Source organism: Nocardia sp. NPDC005998, assembly GCF_040614395.1.
Taxonomy (GTDB): domain Bacteria; phylum Actinomycetota; class Actinomycetes; order Mycobacteriales; family Mycobacteriaceae; genus Nocardia.
In genome coordinates, this window is the sequence record NZ_JBEXUI010000001.1 from 74451 (window position 1) to 97984 (window position 23534).

General features: G+C 67.1%; 25 protein-coding genes. 14 read left to right on the forward strand and 11 right to left on the reverse strand.

The window, feature by feature from the left end:
- The 8 genes from ABZ293_RS00335 to ABZ293_RS00370 form a co-directional block, all read left to right on the forward strand.
- The coding region (locus tag ABZ293_RS00335) for a hypothetical protein (protein ID WP_355176492.1) at positions 1–448 on the forward strand (448 nt) is incomplete at its 5' end.
- Entirely contained in the window at positions 400–3045 is a 2646-nt protein-coding gene (locus ABZ293_RS00340; protein ID WP_355176494.1) for a tetratricopeptide repeat protein, read from the forward strand. The genes ABZ293_RS00335 and ABZ293_RS00340, both read left to right, overlap by 49 nt.
- Positions 3046–3125: 80 nt before the next feature.
- Positions 3126–3383, forward strand: coding sequence for a hypothetical protein (locus ABZ293_RS00345; RefSeq protein ID WP_355176496.1), 258 nt, complete (start codon positions 3126–3128; stop codon positions 3381–3383).
- Positions 3384–3636: 253 nt separating this feature from the next.
- On the forward strand, positions 3637–4686 hold the full coding sequence (locus ABZ293_RS00350) for a DUF5336 domain-containing protein (RefSeq protein WP_355176498.1): 1050 nt from the start codon (positions 3637–3639) through the stop codon (positions 4684–4686).
- 83 nt (positions 4687–4769) lie between these two features.
- Positions 4770–6335, forward strand: coding sequence for a DUF6350 family protein (locus ABZ293_RS00355; protein WP_355176500.1), 1566 nt, complete (start codon positions 4770–4772; stop codon positions 6333–6335).
- A gap of 125 nt (positions 6336–6460) precedes the next feature.
- On the forward strand, positions 6461–7093 hold the full coding sequence (gene purN, locus ABZ293_RS00360; protein ID WP_355176502.1) for a phosphoribosylglycinamide formyltransferase: 633 nt from the start codon (positions 6461–6463) through the stop codon (positions 7091–7093).
- An 80-nt stretch (positions 7094–7173) separates the two neighbouring features.
- Complete coding sequence (purH, locus tag ABZ293_RS00365) at positions 7174–8751, forward strand: bifunctional phosphoribosylaminoimidazolecarboxamide formyltransferase/IMP cyclohydrolase (protein ID WP_355177108.1); 1578 nt, start codon at positions 7174–7176, stop codon at positions 8749–8751.
- A gap of 312 nt (positions 8752–9063) precedes the next feature.
- Positions 9064–9228 carry a hypothetical protein gene (locus ABZ293_RS00370; protein ID WP_355176504.1) on the forward strand — a complete coding sequence of 55 codons (165 nt, stop codon included), beginning with the start codon at positions 9064–9066 and terminating at the stop codon, positions 9226–9228.
- 229 nt (positions 9229–9457) lie between these two features.
- Here the strand turns inward: ABZ293_RS00370 and ABZ293_RS00375 are convergent, their stop codons facing one another.
- Positions 9458–9910 (reverse strand): hypothetical protein, encoded by a 453-nt coding sequence (locus tag ABZ293_RS00375; protein ID WP_355176506.1) that lies wholly within the window; start codon positions 9908–9910, stop codon positions 9458–9460.
- Positions 9911–10163: 253 nt separating this feature from the next.
- Between ABZ293_RS00375 and ABZ293_RS00380 the strand changes: the two genes are divergently transcribed.
- Complete coding sequence (locus ABZ293_RS00380) at positions 10164–10742, forward strand: LysM peptidoglycan-binding domain-containing protein (RefSeq protein ID WP_355176508.1); 579 nt, start codon at positions 10164–10166, stop codon at positions 10740–10742.
- 64 nt (positions 10743–10806) lie between these two features.
- Here the strand turns inward: ABZ293_RS00380 and rpsR are convergent, their stop codons facing one another.
- Genes rpsR through rpmB form a run of 4 tightly spaced genes read right to left on the reverse strand, consistent with a single transcriptional unit; the run spans position 10807 to position 11818 of the window.
- Positions 10807–11061 (reverse strand): 30S ribosomal protein S18, encoded by a 255-nt coding sequence (gene rpsR, locus ABZ293_RS00385; protein ID WP_355176510.1) that lies wholly within the window; start codon positions 11059–11061, stop codon positions 10807–10809.
- A 33-nt stretch (positions 11062–11094) separates the two neighbouring features.
- Complete coding sequence (rpsN, locus tag ABZ293_RS00390) at positions 11095–11400, reverse strand: 30S ribosomal protein S14 (RefSeq protein ID WP_355176512.1); 306 nt, start codon at positions 11398–11400, stop codon at positions 11095–11097.
- The gene (gene rpmG / locus ABZ293_RS00395) at positions 11400–11570 is read right to left on the reverse strand and encodes a 50S ribosomal protein L33 (RefSeq protein WP_354957193.1); all 171 of its coding nucleotides are present in this window, start codon (positions 11568–11570) and stop codon (positions 11400–11402) included. The genes rpsN and rpmG overlap by 1 nt, the downstream gene beginning before the upstream one ends.
- 11 nt (positions 11571–11581) lie before the next feature.
- Positions 11582–11818 (reverse strand): 50S ribosomal protein L28, encoded by a 237-nt coding sequence (gene rpmB, locus ABZ293_RS00400; protein ID WP_354957194.1) that lies wholly within the window; start codon positions 11816–11818, stop codon positions 11582–11584.
- A gap of 143 nt (positions 11819–11961) precedes the next feature.
- On the opposite strand from rpmB, the gene ABZ293_RS00405 reads away from it, so the two are divergent.
- From ABZ293_RS00405 to rpmF, 3 genes are read left to right on the forward strand one after another with little or no spacing between them, the layout of a single operon-like run.
- The gene (locus tag ABZ293_RS00405; RefSeq protein ID WP_355176514.1) at positions 11962–13290 is read left to right on the forward strand and encodes a GTP-binding protein; all 1329 of its coding nucleotides are present in this window, start codon (positions 11962–11964) and stop codon (positions 13288–13290) included.
- Entirely contained in the window at positions 13287–13568 is a 282-nt protein-coding gene (locus tag ABZ293_RS00410) for a type B 50S ribosomal protein L31 (protein WP_355176516.1), read from the forward strand. Before ABZ293_RS00405 ends, ABZ293_RS00410 begins: the two co-directional genes overlap by 4 nt.
- 1 nt (position 13569) lies before the next feature.
- Positions 13570–13743 carry a 50S ribosomal protein L32 gene (gene rpmF / locus ABZ293_RS00415; protein WP_355176518.1) on the forward strand — a complete coding sequence of 58 codons (174 nt, stop codon included), beginning with the start codon at positions 13570–13572 and terminating at the stop codon, positions 13741–13743.
- Between the two features lie 635 nt (positions 13744–14378).
- Here rpmF and ABZ293_RS00420 read toward each other — a convergent pair.
- The 6 genes from ABZ293_RS00420 to ABZ293_RS00445 form a co-directional block, all read right to left on the reverse strand.
- Positions 14379–15395: a glycoside hydrolase domain-containing protein gene (locus tag ABZ293_RS00420; RefSeq protein WP_355176520.1), complete on the reverse strand. Its 1017-nt coding sequence runs from the start codon at positions 15393–15395 to the stop codon at positions 14379–14381.
- A gap of 445 nt (positions 15396–15840) precedes the next feature.
- Positions 15841–16713, reverse strand: a complete 873-nt coding sequence (locus tag ABZ293_RS00425; protein ID WP_355176522.1) for an MHYT domain-containing protein — start codon at positions 16711–16713, stop codon at positions 15841–15843.
- Positions 16706–17263: an ATP/GTP-binding protein gene (locus ABZ293_RS00430; protein WP_354958393.1), complete on the reverse strand. Its 558-nt coding sequence runs from the start codon at positions 17261–17263 to the stop codon at positions 16706–16708. The genes ABZ293_RS00425 and ABZ293_RS00430 overlap by 8 nt, the downstream gene beginning before the upstream one ends.
- Positions 17264–17354: 91 nt before the next feature.
- Positions 17355–17729 (reverse strand): DUF742 domain-containing protein, encoded by a 375-nt coding sequence (locus ABZ293_RS00435; protein ID WP_354958386.1) that lies wholly within the window; start codon positions 17727–17729, stop codon positions 17355–17357.
- 7 nt (positions 17730–17736) lie between these two features.
- Complete coding sequence (locus ABZ293_RS00440) at positions 17737–18144, reverse strand: roadblock/LC7 domain-containing protein (protein WP_040695425.1); 408 nt, start codon at positions 18142–18144, stop codon at positions 17737–17739.
- Positions 18141–20972 (reverse strand): ATP-binding protein, encoded by a 2832-nt coding sequence (locus ABZ293_RS00445; protein WP_355176524.1) that lies wholly within the window; start codon positions 20970–20972, stop codon positions 18141–18143. Before ABZ293_RS00445 ends, ABZ293_RS00440 begins: the two co-directional genes overlap by 4 nt.
- A gap of 371 nt (positions 20973–21343) precedes the next feature.
- Here ABZ293_RS00445 and ABZ293_RS00450 point away from each other — a divergent pair, with 371 nt between their 5' ends.
- Positions 21344–22030 carry a response regulator transcription factor gene (locus ABZ293_RS00450; protein WP_354958384.1) on the forward strand — a complete coding sequence of 229 codons (687 nt, stop codon included), beginning with the start codon at positions 21344–21346 and terminating at the stop codon, positions 22028–22030.
- 7 nt (positions 22031–22037) lie between these two features.
- Positions 22038–23513, forward strand: a complete 1476-nt coding sequence (locus tag ABZ293_RS00455; RefSeq protein WP_355176526.1) for a HAMP domain-containing sensor histidine kinase — start codon at positions 22038–22040, stop codon at positions 23511–23513.
- The last annotated feature ends 21 nt before the right edge of the window (positions 23514–23534 follow it).

A 23534-nucleotide genomic window follows, 5' to 3' on the forward strand; every position in this document is an offset into this window, starting at 1 on the left:
TCTGGTGCTGGTGTGGGCGGTGTCCCGATCGGCACCGACTCTGTCGCTGCATCGTTCGGTGGAGGTGTGGCTGGTGCGCCGTTCGGCATCGGTCCGGCCGCTGCATCGTCTGGTGCTGGTGTGGGCGGTGTCCCGATCGGCACCGACTCTGTCGCTGCATCGTTCGGTGGAGGTGTGGCTGGTGCGCCGTTCGGCATCGGTCCGGCCGCTGCATCGTCTGGTGCTGGTGTGGGCGGTGTCCCGATCGGCACCGACTCTGTCGCTACATCGTCCGGCACTGGTGTGGCCGCCACTCCGTTTGGCAGTGGTGCGTCTGGTTTCCCGTTTGGCACCGACCCAGGCGCTGCAGCACTCGGCGACGACCCGACCGTCGCGCAGTTCGGCACCGGTATCGCAGCGATGCCTTTCGGTACCGGCGGGCCCGCCACGCCGCTCGGCGATGACGTGACAGTTGCGTCGCCCGGCGCTGATGTGGCTGCACCCACCGAAACAGCAACCGCACACCCCGCCCTGGCCATTTCCGCCCCGTCGACCAGCTTCGTCGGTCGCAGCCGCGAATTCGCCACTCTTGGCACCCGCCTCGCCGAACCTGGGCTGACCACCCTGGTCGGCGTCGCGGGCAGCGGAAAGTCCCGCCTCGCCGCCGAACTCGCCCGCGCCGCCGCCAACTCCGGTCGAGCGGTGGTATTCGTCGAACTGGCTCCGCTGGCCAAGGCCGAGGATGTGCTACCCGCGGTGGTCGCGGTGCTGGAAGCGAATGGGCTTACCGCCGATATCGCGATCGATCCCGATGATCCGCTGCCAGGAATCATTGCGGCGCTGGGCAGTTCGAGCGTCGCGGGTAACTCCGAAGCGCGCAGCGATTCGGATGTGCTGAGTGATTCGGGTGTGCTGAGTGATTCGGGTGTCCGCGGTGATTCAGGTGCGCGTAGTAGTGCAGGCACGCACCGTGGCTCTCGTACGTCGAATGACTCAGGTGTTCTGGAGAGTTCGGCGGCGCGGGGCGATTCGCGTGCAGTGTCGGATGCCAAGGGCGGTTCCGGTGTACGGCGTGACGTCGACGGCTCGCCTCCAGCATCGATATCGGCGAACTCGGCTGCTGGCCGCGATGATGCCGCGCGGCGAGTCCTGCTCGTGCTCGATAACGCCGAGCACATTATCGATCCGGTCGCCGAATTGGCGACGGCAGCAGTGGATTCCAGCGTATTGGTCACCTCGCAGCGGGCGTTGGGGGTCGCGGGCGAGTCGGTCTATCCGTTGGCGCCATTGGAACGCGGTATCGGGGTCGCGCTGTTCATCGAGCGGGCGGGGTTGCACGGGTTGGTGACTGCTGGCGAGCGGGAGGATCTGGTGCGGATCTGCGCGGCGGTCGACTGGCTGCCGCTGGGGATCGAATTGGCCGCCGGTCTCACTCGCACGCTGACGATTTCGCAGCTGGCCCAGCGCATCGACGATCGGGTGCGGCTCTTGGTGGGTGGTGCGCGCGATGCCGGGGGCGGGCGGCATACGAGTCTGCGGGTGGCCCTCGACTGGAGCTATGAACTGCTGGCCGAGCGGGAGCGGGCGGTCCTGCGCAGGCTCGGCGTATTCGCCGGTGGTTGCACATTGGAAGCGGCCGAGGCTGTTGCGTCCGGAGATATTCCGAGGGAAACGCGCGATAGTGCAGGCCTCGTGGTCGGCGATATCGCTCCCGCACTCGCGGATCTGGTGAACCGAAGCTTGGTCACCGTCCAGAACTACGGTGCGACAAGGCGATTCGCTCTCCTGGAGACGATCCGCGACTACGCCCTCGCGCAACTGGCGGAAACCGGCGAGACCGATCCATTGCGCGCCAAGCATGCGGACTGGTGCTTCGATCTGGTGCGCCAGCTCGGCAAGCCCGACGATTTCGCGACGGCCGAATCGGTGGCCGCGGTTTTCGCCGAATGGCCGAATATCCTGGCCGCACTCGAGGGCGCCCCTGGAACACCGAGAGCCGCCGCGGGTCTGCGACTCGCCACCGCAATGCACGTCCCCTGGCTGGCCAGGGCATGGTTCCGCGAGGCACGTCGACACTATGGCGCACTGATCGAGTCGCTGCCCGCAACATCGATCGCCGAGCCCGGCGATACCGCAGCCGAGCATTCCGGCAGCACGCCCGCTGACACCAGCGCCGCGCAGCGCAGCGGTCCGACCGCAACCGCGACCGTGTCACCCGCCGAATTGGCCCAAGTGCTCAGTCATTACGGCTTCCATACCCTGATGACCGGCGACTTCGACTCCGCCGCAGCGCAATTGGCCAGGGCGAGCGAATTGGCCGCGCCGCTGGACGATATCGAACTCGCCCAGACCGTGCGCTACTACCAGGGCATTGTCGATATCGAACGGGCCGAGCTGCCGGCGGCGGTCGCTCGATTGCGCGAGGGTGAGCGGCAGGCGGTGCGGATCACCCAGGCGTCCTCCTTCGCGGACGCGCTCGGCACCGCACTGCTGTACTCGGGTGATGCCGCGGGCGCCCTCGCCGCCTATCAGCGCTCCACCGAGGTGGACCGGGCCAATGACGATGAGCACGGCCTTTCCCGCGGCCTCAGCAATCAGGCCAAGGCGCTGCTCGATCTCGGCCGCACCGAAGACGCGCTCTCGCTGGCCGAAGAATCCGACCGCTACGCCCGCCGCCTCGACGATCGGCAGATCCTGCCACTGAACGACCTCACCCGCGCCGCCGTCGCCCTGGCGGCCGGACAGCTCGACGCGGCCGAATCCTATTGCCGCGCCGCTCTCGCCCACGAGGATGAGGCGGGTCTGGCCCGGCTCGAGTTGGCCGATGTGCTCATCGCCAAGGGCGAACTCGACGAGGCCGCCGCGCTACTCGCCGAATACGATGCGGCGGCTCCCGGTGGCGTCCCCGGCTTGGCGGCGCGCGCGATCGAGGCCGCGCTGCGGCACGCACAGGGTCGGCCGCAGCAGGTCGAGCGCATCCGTGCCGAGTATCGGGCGGCGGGTTTCGGCTGGCAGCGCTATGTCGGCAGGCTCGAACAGCTCGAAAAACCTAGCGGTACCTCGTGAAATGCGGATGAAATCGCGCTGAGACGGGTGCACGAGACGCTGGTCATCGCCAACGCACACCTGAACAGAAAGCGCGAACAATGATCATCAACCGCACCGCCCCCGCTCGAATCGCGGCCATCGCCGCCCTGACCGTCGCCGGGTTCATCGGCGGCATCGCCCCCGCCGTCGCGGGTCCGTTCGGCACCGGATCGGCACAGGCCCAGCCGGGCAACCTCGGCCCGTTCGAGTACGAGGCCCAGTGCCTCGCGCGCGGCAACCAGGGCATCCAGAACGGCGAATGGCCGGACTACGACTGCGTGGGCAGCTACGGCGCCTGGTATGTCGTGCCCCGCTAGTGCCGTCGGGGGTTATCGCATCGAGGGGTTTCGGCCCGGAGCGTCCGACGCTCCGGGCCGAATCGCGTTCCCATCGGAGGTGGTAGCGCAGAATTGTTATCGGCGGGCGCGGATTTGCGGAGAACCAGCGTAGACGGTGTTTTTCGGGCGCCCGGCCGGTTCGTTGAGGGTGACCGGGGCCAACGAGTGCAGTAGCGTCAGAAGAGATCCAAGCCGTCAAGACACGTACGACTCGACCTAGGAGACGACGACCATGTCATACCCGACCGGGGGCTCCGGGTACAACGCACCCGCGACGCCACCCGCACCTTCCAGCACCGGCCAGTCGGCCGGTACCGGCACCGCGTCCACCGCCAAGGGCCTGCCGTATTTCCTGGTGGTCGGCGTCGCCGGGCTCGGTGTGATCAATTTCCTGCTCGGCTTCCTGCCGTTCTTCGGCCAGAAGCCGAGGAAGCTCAGTGGCGGCGTGACGGTCGACGGCAGTGACACGCTCAGTCTCTTCCAATACTTCGGCGCGGCCGGGCTGCTGGCGATCCTGCTCCTCGGTGGCCTGCTGGCCGGACTCTCGTTGCTGCCCAAGCAGAATTGGATCGGCGCCGCGGCCGCGGCATCGGCGGCGGGCTTCTTCGGCACGCTGTTCCTGTCCTTCACTACGCCCGACGATCTGAACGTCGAGCTGAAGTGGGGTGCCTACCTGCTGCTATTCCTGGCCTTCGTACAGACCGCCGTCGCGGTCGTCGCGGTGCTGTTCGAATCCGGCATCCTGACCCCGCCCGCGCCCAAGCCCGCCACCCCGCAGGGCCCGCCGAGCGGTTTCGGCACCGGTGGTTACGGCCAGCCGAGCGCGTTCGGCCAGGGCCAGCAGCCCTCCGCCTTCGGCCAGAGCCCGAGCCCGTACGGCCAGGGCCAGCCGAGCCAGCCGTCGTACAGCCAGCCGGGATTCGGCCAGGGCGCTCCGCAGTACCAGTCGCAGCAGCCCTATGGTCAGGGCCAGCCGTCTTATGGTCAGGGCCAGCAGCAACCGTCTTACGGTCAGCAGCCCTCCTACGGTCAGCAGCAGCCCGGATACGGTGCGGCACAGCCGGGTTCGCCCTACGGTGCGGCGCCCGCCGCGCAGCCGCGCCCGGATGAAAATGCCACCCAGCACTTCGGCGCCCAGCAGCCCGGACAACAGCAGTACGGCGCACCGGGTTTCGGCCAGAGCCAGCCGGGTCAGCAGAGCCAGCCCTTCGGCGGTGAGACCGGCTCGGACCCGTCCTCGGACGCCACTCACGCATTCCGTCCCTCGGAGGACAACAAGTAATTCCCCGGCTCTCCCGGCGCGCACCAGACCGGGTCGGCGCGCCTGACCCGCTCGCGCCGGGGGAGCTGCCACGCTGAATTTCCATGAGCGCCCCGAGATCCTCTCTTGTTCGCCGGACCACCGAGTCCCGCGGCGCGCCGGAACCCTCGGCGCGGAGTGACCGAGCACCGCGCGGTTCCCACACCGATGGTCTCGACGAGGCCGGGTTTCTGTCGCTGACCCCCGAGCGCGCCCGCGTACTACTGCTGATTGCCGCCCGCCCGACTACCTACGCGCTGCTCGCCATCACGATCCTGGCCCTGGCCACCCTGCTCTCCTCGGGCAGCAGCCTGGCTGGCACCTCGGGTGCGATTGCCGCGGGTTGGTTTGCGATACACCAGGTTCCGCTGGTGATCGGCAAGACCTCGCTCGGACTCCTGCCGCTGCTGCCGACGGGGCTGCTGGTCTGGCTGTCCGCCCGGGATTGTGCCCGCGCGGTCGAACCGGAGAGTTCACGCGCCGATCTCGGATGGATCGTCGGCGCCGCGCTGGCGGGTCCGCTGCTGGTCACGGCCGTCTGTCTGGCGGTCGCCGAGGACGCCTCCGGTGTCGTGCCACTGCAGCCGCCGAATACCCTCGCCGCCTTCGGCTGGGTCAGCGCTCTGTATTCGGTCGCGGCGGTGGGCGGCATCGCGAGTCGGAACCGGCGCAGGCTTTTCACATTGCTGCGCCTGCCCGATTGGGCGATCGCGGGCACTCTCGGCGCGGGCCGGTCGGTGCTGCGCCTGCTGGCCTGCGCCACCGTGGTGGTCATCGTCTCCTTCTTCGCGCACTGGTCGCACATCGGTGATACCTATCAGACGGCGGGCAATGCGGCGGGCGTGATCGGGCTGAGCGTGCTCGCACTGGCATATCTGCCGAATGTGGTGCTTGCGGCCGTCGGGGTGGTTGTCGGCTCCGGTGCGCATTTCGGCGATGCCTCGATCGGAGTGTTCTCCGTTGTCGGCGGGCCGATTCCGGCCGTGCCGGTCATGGCGGCGGTGCCGACCGGACCCGCCACGGGTTGGTGGCCGGTGCTGCTGCTGATCCCGGCGGCCGTCGGTGTGCTGGGCGGTGTGGATATCGGACGGACCTCCCACGACCGGGCCGCCGCACCGTGGGCGACACTGACCTCGGCGGGGGTGGCCACCGTGGCCTTGGTGCTGCTGGGCGCGGTGGCGGGCGGTGACCTCGGCACGTTCGGTCATATGGGCGTGGACCTGCCGATCTTCGCGGTGGTGACCTTCGGCTGGCTGGCCGTCGCGGGTTACGTGGGCCTGATGTTCGCGCGTTGGCTCGTCGTTCCGGTCGGCACACCGGTCATCGACTACCACGACGATTACGACGACGACTATGTCGATGACGACCAGTACGAAGACGACCACTATGACGATCATTACGACGACTACGACGATGATCAGCAGGAGCGCGACGATTACGACGATTACGACGACGAATACGAGGACTACGACGGCGCCGACTTCGAGGTAGAGCTCGACGGCGAACTGGTCGAGGAGCAGACGTCCATCGTCACCGCGCGCACTCCGGGCAGCAATACCGTCCCCGACATCGTCGATGCCGAAGTGGTCGAGGCGGACCTGCTGGAAAGTGACCAGGTGGACGGTCGTTAGGCTTTACCCGGCGGTGTCGCACCACCGTCGCCGTTCCGACCGACACCAGGAGTAGACCGCTGAGCTTGCCCGCCCCGCCGACTTCGTCGGCTGCCATCCCCCAGCCGTCCCCGAATGCCCCGAGCGTGCCCCCCACGGCACCGGCAACCGTCGTCGTGCTGGCCTCTGGCACCGGGTCATTGCTGCACGCCCTCATCGAGGCCGCGGCCGCTCCGGACTACCCGGCGACCATCGTCGCCGTCGGAGTCGACCGGGTCTGCCAGGCTACCGAACACGCGGCCGCCGCGGGGATCCCGAACTTCCGGATGGTGTTGCGGGACTTTCCCGATCGCGCCGCCTGGGATGTCGCGATGACCGACGCGGTCGCGGCCTACGAACCCGATCTGGTGGTCTCGGCCGGATTCATGAAGCTCCTCGGCCCGGCCTTCATGGCCCGCTTCGGCGGCCGCATCATCAATACCCATCCTGCGCTGCTGCCCGCATTCCCGGGCGCGCACGGGGTTCGCGACGCGCTCGCCTACGGGGTGAAAGTCACCGGTTCGACCGTGCACCTGGTCGATTCCGGAGTCGATACCGGCCCGATTCTGGCGCAGGAGGCGGTGCCGGTGCTGGATGGTGACGACGAGGCCACGCTGCACGAGCGCATCAAGGTTGTCGAGCGACGGTTGCTGGCGGAGGTTGTCGCCGCCGTCGCGACCAGAGGCATTGTCTCCGACGGACGAAAGGCAGTAATTCCAGATGAGCGGGTACTTCGGTGAGTGAGCGCAGCGAACGACCAATTGATCCAGCTGAGCGCAGCGAACGACCAATTGATCCAGCTGAGCGCAGCGAACGACCAATTGACCCAGCTGAGCGCAAGGGGATTTCCAGGGCGCTGATCAGCGTCTACGACAAGACCGGCCTGATCGAGCTGGCGAGCGGACTGCACGCCGCCGGTGTCGAACTGGTCTCGACCGGTTCGACCGCGGGCAAGATCGCCGACGCGGGCATTCCGGTGACCAAGGTCGAGGATCTGACCGGATTCCCGGAGACGCTGGACGGCCGGGTCAAGACCCTGCACCCGCGGGTGCACGCGGGCATCCTCGCCGATACCCGCAAGGCCGAACACGTCGACCAGCTGGTCGAACTCGGTGTCGAGGCGTTCCAGCTCGTCGTGGTGAATCTGTACCCGTTCACCCAGACCGTGGCCAGCGGCGCCAGCAATGACGAATGTGTCGAGCAGATCGATATCGGCGGTCCGTCCATGGTGCGTGCCGCCGCCAAGAACCACCCGTCGGTCGCGGTGGTCGTCGACAGCGTCGACTACGACGACGTGCTCGCCGCGGTGCGGTCGGGCGGCTTCACCCTCGCCGAGCGGACCGTATTGGCGGCCAAGGCATTCCAGCACACCGCAAGCTATGACGTCGCGGTCGCGAGCTGGATGTCCAGCGTGCTCGCCCCCGGCTTCGAACCGAATGAGGCCGCAGCACCGCAGTTCCCGGGCTGGATCGGTGGCACCTGGGAGCGCGCCTCGGTGCTGCGCTACGGCGAGAACCCGCATCAGGCCGCCGCGCTCTACACCCACGACGGCAGCACGGGGCTGGCGCAGGCAAAGCAGTTGCACGGCAAGGAAATGTCGTACAACAACTACACCGATGCCGATGCCGCCTGGCGCGCCGCCTACGACCACGCGGCACCCGCGGTCGCGATCATCAAGCACGCCAACCCGTGTGGCATCGCGATCGGCGCCGATCTCGCCGAGGCACACCGCAAGGCGCACGCGTGCGACCCGGTGAGTGCCTATGGCGGCGTGATCGCGGCCAATGGTGAGGTCACCGTCGAGATGGCCGAACAGGTCGCCGAGATCTTCACCGAGGTGATCGTCGCACCGTCCTACGCCGACGGTGCCGTCGAGGTGCTGCAGCGCAAGAAGAATGTGCGCATCCTGGTCGCCGAGCCGCCGCGCCGCGGTGGCGCCGAGCTGCGCCCGATCAGCGGCGGCGCACTGCTGCAGGTGCGCGATATCCTCGACGCACCCGGCGACGACCCGGAGAACTGGACCTTGGTCGCGGGCGAGGCGGCCGATGCGGAAACCCTCGCCGACCTCGAATTCGCTTGGCGCGCCTGCCGTGCCGTGAAGTCCAATGCGATCCTGCTCGCCCACGACGGCGCCTCGGTCGGCGTCGGCATGGGCCAGGTCAACCGGGTCGACGCGGTCGGTCTCGCGGTGCAGCGCGCCGGTGATCGCGCCAAGGGTTCGGTCGCCGCCTCGGATGCGTTCTTCCCGTTCTCCGACGGCCCGCAGCAGCTCATCCAGGCCGGAATCCGGGCGATCGTGCAGCCCGGCGGCTCGGTCCGCGACCAGGACACCATCGACCTGGCCAGGGAAGCGGGAGTCACCCTGTACCTCACGGGTTCTCGCCACTTCGCGCACTGAGTTACCGCTAGAGGGCGGGCGCCACCCGGCTCCCGCCCTCGCCGCGCGGCGAAGCACCTCGAATAGTGGCTGTTGGCGGCGGGGTCAGAGAGTGATCTGACAGCCCGATGAGAGCTGAGGTGCAGCGCGGATCAGCAGGGGCGACGCCGCAGGTTCGGCTCGGCGCGCGGGCCCGGGGGTGTACAGGCACGATCAACCCCCGACCGCGATATCGTCATCGACTTCTGGAGCCGCGCGGGAATCCCGCTGCTGCCGCTCCCGTTCTTCGGAATCGCCCGCACCGCGCCGGATCTCATCGCGGCAGGCCACCAGGTGACGAATGCCGCCTTCACGCCCACCTACTACGTGACGGGTGGACCGGCCTCCGTCGGCAATATTCCGCCGCCGCTGGCCTATATGCTCTGGGACCCAACACTTTTCGTGGACGCCATCCGACTGACTCCGCAACAGAATGCGACAGTCTCGGGTCCGGCCTGAACGTATGGTGCGACGACCCGTCGGTCCAGACGCCCGCACAGATCGCCGTCTCGATCAGGGCCGCTGGCGGTGGCATCGGTGGCCGCATCGGTACCTCCGATGACGTCGCCGCGCCCCTGCGCGTCATGGCGCAAAAGACCTGGGGCCCAGTAAAATCCGGCAGCGACCCGAATTCGCCGCGCTATCGGACGCGCTCGCCGAACCCATGATCTCGGCGCTTGCTCGCCTGCTAGACGGCGCTGAGCACCTGTCGGCTGCCCAATGGGGCCTTCAGCGGCACTTCGAGAGTCCCGAAGACCGCGATCATCGTGCACATTCGCCCGACCGCATCGGCGCGCGTTCCGGTGCGCAACTCGACGGTGACCGTCGAATTCGTCTCGGCCACAGTCGCATCCACGCCGTAGCACTCGGGCGATCCGGTCTCGAAGTTGACGGCGATCCGATCGTCGGCCACCCGCGACCACGAGGTGAACGGAATCGGATGCCCGCCGATAATGGTCGGATCAGCGACGAATATCCGGCCCGCATCGGCGGGCCTGCCCTCGGTCGGTGTGGTCTTCGCCGCACTGATTGTCGTCTTCTCCTGTGCGCCACCATTATCGGAGCCACCACATCCGGTGATGGCGAGGCCGACGAACAGGGCGACGGCGACAGCGGCAGGCCCAACCGACATCCGATACATGCCGAACACCCTAATCGACCCGCCGACGGGCCGGGATGCGGCCACCCAGCAAACCCTGAGACCCGTCGCGTCGGATTGTGCGACAAGATGATAGAGCGACGCAGCCCACACAGTGAACTTTTGGCTAAGCCTGCGCGTAATACCTCCGCGCGGCCCGCGCGCACAGTACATTCGGGGCCGATGCGCGCCAATCAGGGTTCGCGGCGCGGATCGAGTCGGATGCTTTGCAAGCTAAACCTTCGAAAGGAACAACGTGGGCGACACGCTGCGCGTAGGTGAAGAACTCGGGCTCGGCCAGGCGCTGGTCGGTGGTGCGTACACCCTCACCCTGCAGGCCGATGGCAACCTGGTGCTGTCGGAACCGGACGGAAATGTCGTGTGGTCCACCCTGACTCACGATCAGGGGGTGGAGCGGGCCGTCCTGCAGGAGGATGGCAACTTCGTGCTCTACAAGGGTGAGGGCGCCGCTTGGTCCACCGAGACCAATGGCAGCGAGCCGGACCGGTTGACGGTGCAGGCCGACCGCAATGTGGTGCTCTACGGCAGGGACGGCAGCGCGCTGTGGGCGTCGGACACCCAGACCGACAACCCGCTGCCCGCTCCGGAGGAGCCGGTCGTCGAGGCGGTCGCCGAGGAGGTCGCCCCGCCCGCCGAAGAGGTTCCGCCCCCGCCGCCCGCGGCGCAGACCTACACGGTCGAGCCGGGCGACACCCTGTGGGCCATCGCCGAGCGCTTGTACGGCGACGGCAACCGCTACCAGGAGATCGCCGATGCCAGCGGCATCGACAACCCGGATCTGATCAACCCCGGCCAGGTGTTGACCATCCCGTAGGCGGCACCGAACGACGAAGGCCCCCGAGGCATCGCTTCGGGGGCCCTGGTACGTCGGTCGCTGTCTACCGGCTGGTGAACGGCAACAGTGCCATTTCGCGGGCGTTCTTCACCGCGACGGCGACCTGGCGCTGCTGCTGCGGGGTGAGCCCGGTGACCCGGCGGCTGCGGATCTTGCCGCGGTCGGAGATGAAGGTGCGCAGCAGGTTGATGTCCTTGTAGTCGACCGTCTCGACGCCCGCCGCGATCAGCGGGTTCTTCTTCGGGCGACGGGCCTGCTCGGCGCGAACCTTCTTCGAGGGTGCTCGCTTGACTGCCATATGACGGGTTTCCTTCTCGAGATCAGTGGTTGTCTACCAGCTCGATTTGTGTACACCGGGGAGTTCACCCCGATGGGCCATCTCGCGCACGCGTACGCGGGAGAGTCCGAACTTCCGGAGATGACCCCGCGGTCGTCCGTCCGCGGCGTCCCGATTGCGCAATCGTACCGGACTTGCGTCGCGGGGCAGCCGCTGTAGCGCCGACTGTGCTATGGCGCGCTCGCGCGCGGAAGTGGTCGGCTTGCGGATCAGTTCCTTGAGTTCGGCGCGGCGCGTCGCATAGCGGGTGACGATCTCTTTGCGCTGCTCATTGCGGGCGATCTTCGACTTCTTGGCCATCAGCGCTCCTCGCGGAAGTCGACGTGCCTGCGCAGCACCGGATCGTATTTGCGCAGCATCATCCGGTCCGGATCGTTGCGCCGGTTCTTCCGCGTGACGTAGGTATATCCCGTTCCCGCAGTGGATTTCAGTTTGATGATCGGCCGGATCTCGGTCGATTTCGAAGCCATGGGTGCTCCCGTCAGATCTTGTCGCCGCAAGACCGGATCCGGGCCACCACGGCCTCGATCCCGTCCCGGTCGATGGTCTTGATGCCCTTGGCGGAGACGGTCAGCGTGATGCGCCGATCCTCGCTGGGCAGGTAGTAGGTCTTGCGCTGGATATTGGGATTCCAGCGGCGGCTGGTCCGTTTGTGCGAATGCGATACGGACTTGCCGAATCCGGGCTTGCGCCCGGTGACCTGGCAGTGGGCCGACATTTGAGTTCCCTCCAATCGGGGATGGCAGCCGACGGAGTCGGCGGCGCGAGCGTGTCAGTTGACAATCATTTTCGACAACGGCTACTGGGCAAGGTACCGTTGCTCAATAGTAAATGAAAATCATTGTCGAAAGGAGTGCTGTGGTGGATCCCACCCCGTGCCCACCAGGGAGGCAGTCCGACCGGAGAACGCCCGTCGTGGTGGTCACCGGATGCTCCGGACCGGCCGCGGCGGGTGTGGAACGGCTGGCCGCGGTGCTGCGTGCGACGCCGGGCACCGTCACCATTCGCCACGATCTGAGCGGGCTGAGTGAGGGCATCGTGCACCGCACGGTGCACATCGGCGAGCAGCGGACCTCGACCGTGCTCGAGCTCGCACACGGCTGCGTCTCCTGCACCCTGCGCATCGATCTGCTGCCGCTGCTGTGCGCACTCGCAGCCCGCGATTCGGTGAACCGTATTGTGCTGGAGCTCGATCCGGCCTTCGAGGCGGAGACGGTATGCCAGGCGATCGAGAATATCGCCGTCACCGGTGTGGTCGGCCGGGTCGATGGTCCGGCCGGTCGCGATGTGCGGGTCGAGGCCGTACTCGCCGGTGTGGACGCCCGAACCTGGTTGGCCGACGCCACCGGGGAGGACACCCTCGCCGAGCGCGGAGCGGCGAGCGTGGACGACGACCGGACGGTGGCCCAGGTGGCAGTCGGTCAGGTCGACTTCGCGGATGCCGTTGTGGTGCTCGGCAATTCCGGCGAGGCCATCGATCGGGCGCGGCTCGGCGCGGTGCTATCCCGGTTGGTGCCCGAGGCGCCGGTGGCCTGGGTCGACGATATCGATCTGCTGGACACGACCGAGGTCGAAGCGCTGCTCACGCGCATTCCGGCCAACTCCCGGCGCGGTCGCGTCTTCGACGCGCACGCGCCGCTGCTGCCTGGCCAACCGCCGCTCGGCACCGACTATGGAGTGGCCCTTTTCGAATTCGCCGCGAGCCGCCCGTTCCATCCGGCCCGCCTGCACGAAGCCCTCGATGTGCTCTTCGACGGCGTCGTGACCGCGCGCGGGCGGATCTGGCTGGCTACCCAGCCGAATGAGGTGGTGTGGCTGGAGTCCGCGGGCGGCGGATTGCGCGTCGGCGGTGCCGGACCATGGCTGGCCGCCATGAGTCCGGCCGAGCTGGCACAGGCCGATCCCATGCGCCGGGCCATGGCCGCGCTGCGCTGGGACGAGCAGTTCGGCGACCGGGATATTTCGCTGGTGATCCTGGCTCACGACGCGGACCCGGGCGATATCCGCCAGGCCCTGCACTGGGCGCTAGTCGAGGATGACGAACTGCGCCTGGTGGAATGCGCGCCCGAGCGGGTCGCGCAGTGGGAGGACCCGTTCGGCGAGTGGCACGCCGATCCGTGTGCGCCCGGCGAAGCCACCCGCCTGCCGATGGACGGACAGGCGAAAAGTCCGAGAGGAGAGGTGAAATGAAGAGTGGGATACATCCGGACTACCACCCCGTGGTGTTCGAGGATTCGAGCACCGGAAAGCGCTTCCTGACCAGATCCACCGCCACCAGCACCCGCACCGTCGAGTGGACCGATGGCAACAGGTACCCGCTGCTGGTCGTGGACGTGACCGCCGATTCGCACCCGTTCTGGACCGGTGCGCACCGCGTACTGGACACCCAGGGCCGGGTGGAGAAGTTCGAGCGCAAATACGGTAAGCGGACGAAGGCAACGTCCCAGCCCGGACGAGGGGCGGGCTGACATGGCGGTGCCCAAACGCAGAATGTCGCGATCGAACACCCGCAGCCGCCGCTCGCAGTGGAAGGCCACCCCACCCGACCTGGTGCCGGTCAGTGTCGCTGGGGTAGTGCACATGGTGCCGCGCCGCTTGGTGCGGGCGGTCGAACGCGGACTCGTCGACCCAGAGCGACTCTGACGCCGCGGTTAGCGCGACGGAACGAGCCCGATCAGCGATCGCCCGCGCGTAGGCGCACCCAGCGAACCCGACGATCGCCGAAGCCCGTGCGCCGCAGGCATGAACCTCAGCCCACGGGCGGGTATGCCTCAGGTGCTGAGCTACCCGCCCGAGCCGACCAATCGCGCGCTTCGGTGCGGCTCAGGCCGGCGCCGACGGCGGGGCGGAGTGGATTTCCGCGAGCGACTTGTTCTCATATGCCTTGTCGAGCACCACGTTCACGGCCATACGAACTCCTTCGAACGAACCGGTATGTGCCAGCAGACGATAACTCGCGCGCTGCAGTCATGGGACGTGAATGCGCACGGTCGGTGATCGACCGACCGGATCCGCTGGATCAGATCTGCACATTGGTTCCGGATCGGAACCAGGGCTGTGGCAATCTCGTAGCTAACGAAGTGATTCACACCACATGGCAACTTTCGCCGCGGCCCGATTGCGTCCGGGTTGCTCGCAGGTCAATTACGTACTGAGAGTTGGTTTTTCGTATCCGTAAAAGTCCTGGCGCAGTGATGATTTCGTGCTCTCTCGCCGGTACCCTCATCCGAGAGGGCGGGTTCTCGGAACCCCGGTTCGCCGGATTACCGAGAACCCGCTCATCGCCAAACTTCTGGCCCTTCGGCCGATTTCTCCGCCTCCCGGCTTCCGGGCAATCCCGGCAACAGCGATTCCAGGCGGGCCAGCTGCTCACCCACGAAGTCGGCCGGACCCTCGATCAGGGAGAACGGCCACGGCCAGTGCGGTCCGTCCAACCGCTTGATCTCCTCGACCAGATCCGCCGTGGTGGCTTCGAGTTCGCTGACCTCGGTACGCAATTCGCCGATCTGCCGGCGCAGATCGGCCGATTCGGCCGCCAACTCCTGGATCCGCTGCAGCGCCGCCGCCACCCCGTCCACCAGGGTGTGGTTGCGGCCCTCCGCATCGGTGCCGAGCTGCGGCCAGCCGGACAGGCCGGGACCGCGCAGCTGAATCTGGATATCGCGCAGTACCGCATCTTGTTCCGGCGTCACGTCCGGTTCCTCCTGTACAAAGTCCCACTGGCCGAAATCTATTGTCTCGGACTCGTTTACATCGCAGAGCACACCGCCGACAACCACCTGCCGCGATGTCTGATGGATATTGCGCCTGGTCTCGACATTGGTGCCGGACCAGGCACCGGTCTGCCACGACCACGTGGCGACACCCGCGTCCAGTGCCCGGCTGACCGACCAGAACCCGCCGTAGATACCGATATTCGCGGAGCCGAGTACGGTGGCCGCGCCCTCGAGATAGGCATTGATCGCGAGCTGATCCTGGGGCGTCGAGTCGAAATCCGCGGAGAAGTAGATCGGCCGATCCGACCGGCCGCCACAGCGCAGCACCTGTGCCAAACCCGCACGGGCATCGATGATTCCGGCGTCGTAGCCGTCCAGCATCCTGGTTGCGGTGGTTTCCCAGTTCGACACGATGGAAATGTCGTGCGCGCGTAGGTCGTCGGCCTCGGCGGGAGTCAGCTGTTTGCCGGGCAGCGTGGGACCGCCATCGGAGAGATAGCGCACCACGAAGTCGAATCCGGCCGCTTGGACGGCCGCGCCGCCGGGACGTCCCGCGGCGTAGTCCAGACCGAAACGCATATCTCTCACTGTAGGTGGGTCGTTGGCCGAAATCGGCGGCATTGCCGAACCCGCCAACAGCGACACGGCCGGTCAGCTGATCGTGCCCACCTCCGAGGTAAGGGGATTCGGGCGGATGTTCGTCGCGACCGATATGGCGCGGTCTTCGCGGTGTGGCAAATCGCCGGACGGCATGCCGTCCTACTGGCTGGTCTGGTTCCAACACGACGACGTGGACGCCGCGATCGCCATGACCCCCGAACTGGGCGGCACAGTCCGGCAACCGATCTCGGATTCCCCCGCCGGGCGCTCGGCCGTCGTCGCCGGTCCGCAGGGTGAGGCGGTCGGCATCATCGACCCGAGTAAGACTATCGGCGAGATGCCAACGCCCAAGCCCCGATGCAAAGGCCACTTACGCAAAGAGCCGCATACACAAATGGGCTCGAGTCAATGGGCTCGAGTCGGCTCAGCGCACCGACTCGAGCCTGGACCGGCGCGCATCGTGCTGGGACCGGCGCGCATCGTGCTCGGACCGGCGCACGTCGTCCTCGGACCGGCCCGTGGCCGCGATGGCCGCAGCGGTCTCGCGCCGGTCGGGCGCGATGAGCACCGCGGTGATCGGCACGGTCAGTGCCAGCGAACCGATCACGAACATCGGAAATACGAATTCGAACAGCGTGAGCCCGTCCGGCGCCTTCCCGGCCGTGTCGATCGCCGGATCGATGGCTGCGATGCCCGCGTAGTACATGCCCGCCACACCGACGGCGAACAACAGCACCGTGGCCGCGCGCGCGAGCGGGTTGCGCAGTGCCTGGAACGACCACAGTGTCCCCACGCCGGTCACCAGCGCGATAACGAGCACGACGGCCGAAAGCCACGGGGAGATCTCGACCGAACCCTGAATGCGGATGGACCCGAGCCCGAGATAGAGAGTCGAAGCGCAGCCGATGCCCATCACCAGTCCGCCCGGAATCAGCCGGGCCAGCAGCAGGCGGCGGCCGATGATGAGCAAGGCGATGAATACCGCGCCGAACGCCGTCACCATGGCCGCGATCATGCGGCCGCCGTCGAAGCGCACCGCGGTGCCCGCGATATCGAGCCCGAGCAGCACCACCGAGGTGGCCAACCAGACGCCGACACCGCCGATCGACACCGCGGCCGAGATCACCCATACCAACCGGAACCGGGCCGAGCGCGCGGCGTGTAGGACACAGGCCAGCCCGACCACGGCGCCGAGCATCGAAACACCGAAGGAGAGTGCGGCGACCCAGTACCCCATGGAGAACTGGTCCACCGCAGCCCCGCTGTTCGCCGCAGCGAACAACCGGACGTCATGCATGTTGCGCGGATCCTTCCAATTCGAGCGCCTTCAGCTGGGCGATCGCATATTCGGTGACGGCCGCCAGCGCTTGGCGGACCTCCATGGCATTGCGCGCGTCGATATCCACGATGGGCACGCCCTCGCGCACCGAAAGCGCTTCGCGCAGTTCGGCGATCGGGAAGCGGGGGGCGTCGGGGAAGCGGTTGACGGCGATCAGGAACGGCAGGTTGCGCGCCTCGAAGAAGTCGACCGCGGCGAAGCTGTCCTCGAGCCGCCGGGTGTCGATGAGCACCACCGCGCCGATGGCGCCGCGGATCAGGTCGTCCCACATGAACCAGAAGCGGCGCTGGCCCGGGGTGCCGAACAGATAGAGCACCAAATTGCCCGGCAGGATGATACGGCCGAAATCCATGGCGACCGTGGTGGTTTCCTTCTCCGGGGTATCGGCGAGATCGTCGATACCGTCGGAGAAACGGGTCACCATGGCCTCGGTGCGCAGCGGGACGATCTCCGAGACCGCGCCGACGAAGGTCGTCTTGCCCGCGCCGAAGCCACCGGCGACAACGATTTTGGTCGAGGCGACACGGGTGTCGGCCTCGCCGGGTGCTGGGTTGCCGGGTTGTCCGGCGTGCCCGTAATTTCCGGCGGTCCCGGCAGTCTTATAGGGCACGGAGTCCACGCAAAGTCCTCTCCATCAGGGAACGACGCTCATCGAAGCTCGCCTCTTCGGTCAGGGTCGAATGCACGCGCAGGGCGCCATCGACGACCAGGTCGCCGACCATGACCCGCACCATGCCCAGCGGCCGATCCATGTGGGCGGCGATCTCGGCGACCGAGAGCCGATGCGTGCCCAGACGCAGGATCTCGGTGCGCAGATCGCCCGCTGGCCATTCGAGATGCGCAGTGTACGACAGTGTTTCGATAACCGCTTCGAGCGGGAGGTCGACCGCGGGTTCGGTGCGCCCGGAGGTCAGGGCATAGGGTCTGACACGGGTGGTCGGCCGGTTGGGCCCTTGGCCGAGTGGACTCGACATCGTTGGATCAGACTGCGGTCCGGGCGGTGGCTGTGACCACCGTGCCCACACGATCGACGAGCAGGGCCATTTCGTACCCGATGCGGCCGATATCGTGCGACTTATTGGCGAGCACGGCCAGATGTGATCCGTTGCCGACGCTCATCACCAGCAGATAGCCGCGCTGCATCTCCACGATCGACTGCATCACCTTGCCGCCGTCGAACAGCGAGGCCGCACCGGTGGCTAGGCTCGCCAGACCGGCGGTGACCGCGGAAAGCTGTTCGGCCCGGTCGGCGGGTAGATTCGGGCTGGTCGCCTGCAGCAGGCCGTCCGCCGTCACCAGCACCGCATGTGACACGCCAGGCACATCCTTGGTGAAGCGGGCGACCAGCCAGTTGAGGTTCTCGTCCGTGGTGCTGTTGGGGTTGGTCATACAAGCCCTCCGTCGTTGTACTGCGCTTCGGCCCGCCCGCTGCGGACCCCACTGAGATGCCTGGTCAGGTTGTTCCGGATCTCCTCCGGATCACGTACGCCGGGTTCTTCCGCCGGTGCGAGGCCACCGGGCACCAGCTGCGCACCCGGTCGGCGGATCGGCAGTCCGCCGACGGTGCGGGCTTCGGCGGTCGGATGGCTGGCCTGTTCGGCGGCCGTCCAGCCCGCGTCGGCGGGTGACGTCCATGCCGACGGCGAGGGTGCCGCCGCCGCGGGCTCGACCAGCCACTCCGAGACCATCCGCTGGTAGATCGGGGTGGGTGTTTCGCCCTGGACCGGCTGTAGTCGGGTCGAGGTGGTAGTGCTGGATTCGGCCTGCACCGGTTGCAGTCGAGTCGAGGTCGTCGTCGCGGGTTCCGATGCGGCGGCGGGCCTTCGGGTCGGCAGCGACGGCCGCACGGCCTGCGGCGTGATGGGCTGTGGACCGGTGAGATACGCGGTGGCCTGCGGTTCGGCGGGTTCGCGGGAGACGGTCGGCGTCGATCCGGTCGTGGTGGGGTCGTCGGGCTGTTCGGCCCAGAGATCGGTGACGGCGCCGAGGGGCACCTGCGGTTCCACATCGATCACCGAATTCGGTCCGGTGGCAGACTCATTCGTCGAGGTCGGTGGTCCGAACGGGGTGAGGCGCGGCCGGTCGGCCTCGCCCCAGCCACCGGCCGGATGTTCGGCGAATACGTCGACCGAGGTTTCGGTGTTGTCGTCCCCGGGTACTGGTACCTCGGGTGCGTCAGCAACGCGCATGGCGGGACGACGTTGCGGCAGCCCAGAACTGGTAACTGCGAACCGCGACGGCTCGCGCTGCGGCAGGCTCGGCACCGGCACCAGCGTGCGCGGCGGCTGTTGGTGCTGCGGCGGTGCGGGCAGTGCGGCCATCATCGGCGCCTCGATGGCCCGCTGGTTCGGATCGGTTGCGTCGAGCGGCGGGGCGACGAGCGCACCCGGCAGGTGCACGCTGGCGGTGATGCCGGGCTGCTGTGCCATGGTCGAGGTGCGGCGCAGGCTCACCGTGATGGTGTGCCGCTTGGCGAGTCGGCCGACGACGAAAAGACCCATGCGGCGGGCGGTTTCGACGGTCACCTCACCACCGGAGGCGAGCCGGTCATTGGTGAGCTGCAGATCCTCGAGTGACATGCCGAGGCCGCGGTCGGTGATCTCGATCAGGTAGCCGCCGTCGACCGCGCGCGCCACCATCACCGCGACCGGTGTGGTCGGTGGGGAGTAGCGCAGCGCGTTATCGATGAGTTCGGCGAGCAGATGTTCGATATCGACCGCGGGTTCACCGGGGACGATGCCGTCGGGCACCGCGCCGATCTCGACGCGCTGGTAGTCCTCCACCTGGGAGACCGCACTCCAGAGCATGTCCGACAGCGGCACCGGATGCAGCTGGCCGCGGCGCAGCGCGGTACCGGCGAGCACCAGCAGGTTGTCGCCGTTGCGGCGCATGCGGGTGGCGAGGTGGTCCAGGCGGAACAGGCTCTGCAGCCGCTCGGCATTGTCCTCGTCGTGCTCCAGATCCTCGATCAGCGCCAGCTGCTGCTCGACGAGGGATTGGCTGCGGCGGGACAGGGTTTCGAACATGTTCCCGATCTGCAGTCGCAGTCGGGCCTGGTCGGCGGCGAGGTTCAGCGCCTGCTCATGGATTTCGTCGACGGCGCGGGCCAGCTGGCCGACCTCGTCGGTGGTGTGCACACCGACCGGGGTGATCTCCGGGGTGGCGCCACCGCTGCGCACGACGGCGAGTTCGTCGGGCAGCTTGACGTGCGCGACCTCGAGGGCATCGCGGCGCAGCCGGCGCACCGGAACGACCAGCGTGCGCGCGACGGCGAGGGCCAGGGCCAGACCGGCGAGCAGCATGCCGATGACGATCGTGGTTTCGCGTAGCGCGCCGGTCTGCGCCTCGGTGGTCCGATTGGCCAGCGCCCTATCGATGGTGTCGGCGAGGGCGTTGGTGGTCTTCTCATAGATATCCGCGCTCGCCTGCAGGGATTCCAGCACGGCCGGATTGGATGTCGGATCGCCCGCGTTCTGGCTGAAGGCCCCGAGCCGGATACCGACCGCGTCCAGCAGCGGACGCATATTGGGCGCGTTGTCCGGCAGGATGATGCCGTAGGTATTGACCATGGTCATCTCGGCACCCGCCGAGGTGAGCACCTTCGGGCGCACGCTCGGATTGTGACCCGCCTCGGGGGAGCTGATCAGCATCCGCTGCTGGGTCAGCACGCGGCGCGCGTTCTGGATCGCGCCGATCTGCAGGAAGTACCGCTGGATGACGAGGTCTTCGACCGAGGGCGAGAGCGCGAACGCGTTGCCGATGCGGACGGCGATCTCATCGGCCTGTTCGCCGACCATCATCGGCGATCCGTTGCGCAGGCTATTGCGCATGGTGGTGCCGGTGGCGACGGCCGAGGCCAATTCGGCGGTGACCCTGCTGCTCGCCCTGGTGGTGCGCATCCCGGCCTCGAGATCGGCGAGCGCCTGATCGAATTTCGTCAACGCCGCGTCGGTGGCCGGGTCCGCGGTGTTACCCCAGGAGGATGTCGCCGCGACCGCGAGTTGTTCGGTGGCGGTACCGAACTTGACGATCGGGCGAATGATGATGACCTGTTCGGTCGCCGCGTCCAACTGCGACATGGTGCGCAGTTCGTTGTTGATCCGGAGCACGGCGAACACGGTGGCCAGCAGCACGGGCAGCACCAGCACGATGCCAACCTTGCGAGTGACCGACCAGTTGGACAGACTGAATTGCCAGGACCGCGGTGCAGCTTCCATCCGCTTCCGTTGCCTCCGCTTCACGAGCTTGCACGAGTGCCCCCGGATGGCGCGTGGCTGTTCGGTTTTGATTCAACCCGCTGAGAACCAACTAGAGGTCTTCTTTTTACCGCACGGAACATACCGCGCAGAGTGACCAACGGCAATCTGGGGCACTCGCTCTGTAATTCACTCGAATATGGCTACTCAGAACGGGTTTCGCCGTCCAAAACGGTTGCGTTTTGCACCGAGATCTGTACGTGATCACAAACCTGCTGGTCACTCGACCACCCCCTAGCGGGGCCGATCCTTTCGAGTGACCGCAAGCGGTGTCGGCGTGTCGAACGTCTCCCTCTCAGTCGACTCTCAGTCGATGCGGTCAAACTGGGGGCATGCGCATTCTGGTAGTCGACGACGATCGTGCCGTCCGGGAATCGCTGCGCCGGTCACTGACCTTCAACGGCTACTCCGTCGATCTCGCGGTCGACGGAGTCGACGCGCTGGAGAAGGCAACCGCGCAGCGACCGGACGCACTCGTACTCGATGTGATGATGCCGCGGATGGATGGGCTCGAAGTTTGCCGACGGTTGCGCAGTACCGGAGACGATCTGCCGATTCTGGTTCTGACGGCGCGAGATTCGGTATCGGAACGGGTAGCCGGACTCGATGCCGGTGCCGATGACTATTTGCCGAAACCATTCGCGCTGGAGGAATTGCTGGCGCGATTGCGCGCGTTGTTGCGCCGCAGGGCCGCCGATCCCGGCGAGGTTTCCGAGACCATGACGTTCGCCGATTTGTCGCTGGACCCGGTCACTCGCGAGGTGACCCGGAGCGACCGTTCGATCAGCCTGACCCGCACCGAGTTCTCACTGCTGGAAATGCTGATGGCCAATCCGCGCCGGGTGCTGACCCGCAGCCGCATCCTGGAGGAGGTCTGGGGCTACGACTTCCCGACTTCCGGTAACGCACTCGAGGTCTACATCGGCTACCTGCGCCGCAAGACCGAGGCCGAGGGCGAGGCCCGGCTCATCCACACCGTGCGCGGCGTCGGCTACGTCCTGCGCGAGACACCTCCGTAGGCGGGTCATGGCACGCGCGATCCCCAAGCGACAACTGGTCGCCACGCTCGGTCCGCCGGATTCGGCGGAGATGCGCCCGCCCATGCCGCTGACCAGATCGGTCTCGCTGCGCTGGCGGGTGACGCTGCTGGCCGCGTCGGTGGTGGCAGTGGCCGTCGCGGTGACGTCCATCGCGGCGTATGCGATGGTCGCGCGTTCGTTGTACGACGATGTCGACTCGCAGTTGAAGGCGCGCGCGGCCACCATGATCAATAACAACTTCGACAGCCTCGGGTTCCAGTCGATCGTGATCGCGGGCCTGTACTCCAATGACGTCGGGGTCGCATTGATATACGCCAATCACAAGGCGTATATGCCACCGCAGCAAACGATTCCGCCGGTGGGCACGCAAGAGCTCGCGGTCGCCGACGGTGAGTTGCCGTCGTCGCTGCGCACCGTGAGCAATCAGCGTGTACTCGCCGCGCCGACACATTCCGGTGCGACGCTGATCGTTTCGCAGCGGCTGCAACCGACCAGGGAGGTGTTGGACCGGCTGGCGTGGTTGCTGTTCGTGGTCGGCGGTTGCGGTGTCGTGCTGGCGGCGGGCGCCGGTACCGCGGTCGGGCGCACCGGGCTGCGACCGATCGGGCGGCTGACGGCCGCAACCGAGCGGGTCGCCCGCACCGACGATCTGACGCCGATTCCGGTTACCGGCGACGATGAACTCGCAAGACTTACCGAGAGTTTCAACACCATGTTGCGCGCACTCGCCGAATCGCGGGATCGCCAACGCAGATTGGTTGCGGACGCCGGACATGAATTGCGGACGCCGCTCACATCTTTGCGCACCAATATGGAACTGCTTATCGCATCCAGTCGCCCTGGCGCACCGCAGATTCCGGAACAGGATATGGCCGAACTGCGCTCGGATGTCATGGCCCAGATCGAAGAGCTGTCCACCCTGGTCGGCGATCTGGTCGATCTGGCCCGTGAGGATGCGCCCGAAACCGTCTATGACCGAGTCGATCTCGGTGAGGTGGCCGAGCGCGCGCTGGAGCGGGCCAGGCGTCGCCGCGGTTCGATCGAGTTCGTCGCCGAACTGCGCGCATGGTTCGTCTACGGGCACGAGGCGGGGCTGGAGCGCGCGATCCTCAATGTCTTGGACAACGCCGCCAAATGGAGCCCGGCCGGGGCCCAGGTGAAGGTGACCATGCGCGAGACCGGGCGCGGACTGCTCGAACTGGCCGTCGACGATGCCGGACCCGGCATTCCGTCCAATGAGCGCGAGCTGGTCTTCGAGCGGTTCTATCGGACGACGGCCTCGCGGTCGATGCCCGGGTCAGGACTCGGCCTCGCCATCGTCAAACAGGTGGTGACCAAACACGGCGGCACCATCACCATCGATACCTCACCGCGCGGGGGTGCATTGATCCGTATCGTATTGCCGGGTGAAGGTGATGGTGGGCCGATACCGGGTACGCCGACCGATATCTCGGAAAACTGAAAGCGCGGTCTCAGTCCGCTC

Excerpts from the sequence above, each read along its gene's own strand:
- ABZ293_RS00435 (WP_354958386.1), bottom strand. The coding sequence starts at position 17,729 with ATGTCGAGTCCACTCGGCCAAGGGCCCAACCGGCCGACCACCCGTGTC.
- ABZ293_RS00445 (WP_355176524.1), bottom strand. The coding sequence starts at position 20,972 with ATGGAAGCTGCACCGCGGTCCTGGCAATTCAGTCTGTCCAACTGGTCG.
- rpmF (WP_355176518.1), top strand. The coding sequence starts at position 13,570 with ATGGCGGTGCCCAAACGCAGAATGTCGCGATCGAACACCCGCAGCCGC.
- ABZ293_RS00375 (WP_355176506.1), bottom strand. The coding sequence starts at position 9,910 with ATGTATCGGATGTCGGTTGGGCCTGCCGCTGTCGCCGTCGCCCTGTTC.
- rpmB (WP_354957194.1), bottom strand. The coding sequence starts at position 11,818 with ATGTCGGCCCACTGCCAGGTCACCGGGCGCAAGCCCGGATTCGGCAAG.
- ABZ293_RS00345 (WP_355176496.1), top strand. The coding sequence starts at position 3,126 with ATGATCATCAACCGCACCGCCCCCGCTCGAATCGCGGCCATCGCCGCC.
- ABZ293_RS00450 (WP_354958384.1), top strand. The coding sequence starts at position 21,344 with ATGCGCATTCTGGTAGTCGACGACGATCGTGCCGTCCGGGAATCGCTG.
- ABZ293_RS00440 (WP_040695425.1), bottom strand. The coding sequence starts at position 18,144 with ATGACCAACCCCAACAGCACCACGGACGAGAACCTCAACTGGCTGGTC.
- ABZ293_RS00455 (WP_355176526.1), top strand. The coding sequence starts at position 22,038 with ATGGCACGCGCGATCCCCAAGCGACAACTGGTCGCCACGCTCGGTCCG.
- ABZ293_RS00410 (WP_355176516.1), top strand. The coding sequence starts at position 13,287 with ATGAAGAGTGGGATACATCCGGACTACCACCCCGTGGTGTTCGAGGAT.
- ABZ293_RS00355 (WP_355176500.1), top strand. The coding sequence starts at position 4,770 with ATGAGCGCCCCGAGATCCTCTCTTGTTCGCCGGACCACCGAGTCCCGC.
- ABZ293_RS00420 (WP_355176520.1), bottom strand. The coding sequence starts at position 15,395 with ATGCGTTTCGGTCTGGACTACGCCGCGGGACGTCCCGGCGGCGCGGCC.
- ABZ293_RS00425 (WP_355176522.1), bottom strand. The coding sequence starts at position 16,713 with ATGCATGACGTCCGGTTGTTCGCTGCGGCGAACAGCGGGGCTGCGGTG.
- rpsN (WP_355176512.1), bottom strand. The coding sequence starts at position 11,400 with ATGGCCAAGAAGTCGAAGATCGCCCGCAATGAGCAGCGCAAAGAGATC.
- rpmG (WP_354957193.1), bottom strand. The coding sequence starts at position 11,570 with ATGGCTTCGAAATCGACCGAGATCCGGCCGATCATCAAACTGAAATCC.
- ABZ293_RS00340 (WP_355176494.1), top strand. The coding sequence starts at position 400 with ATGCCTTTCGGTACCGGCGGGCCCGCCACGCCGCTCGGCGATGACGTG.
- ABZ293_RS00350 (WP_355176498.1), top strand. The coding sequence starts at position 3,637 with ATGTCATACCCGACCGGGGGCTCCGGGTACAACGCACCCGCGACGCCA.
- rpsR (WP_355176510.1), bottom strand. The coding sequence starts at position 11,061 with ATGGCAGTCAAGCGAGCACCCTCGAAGAAGGTTCGCGCCGAGCAGGCC.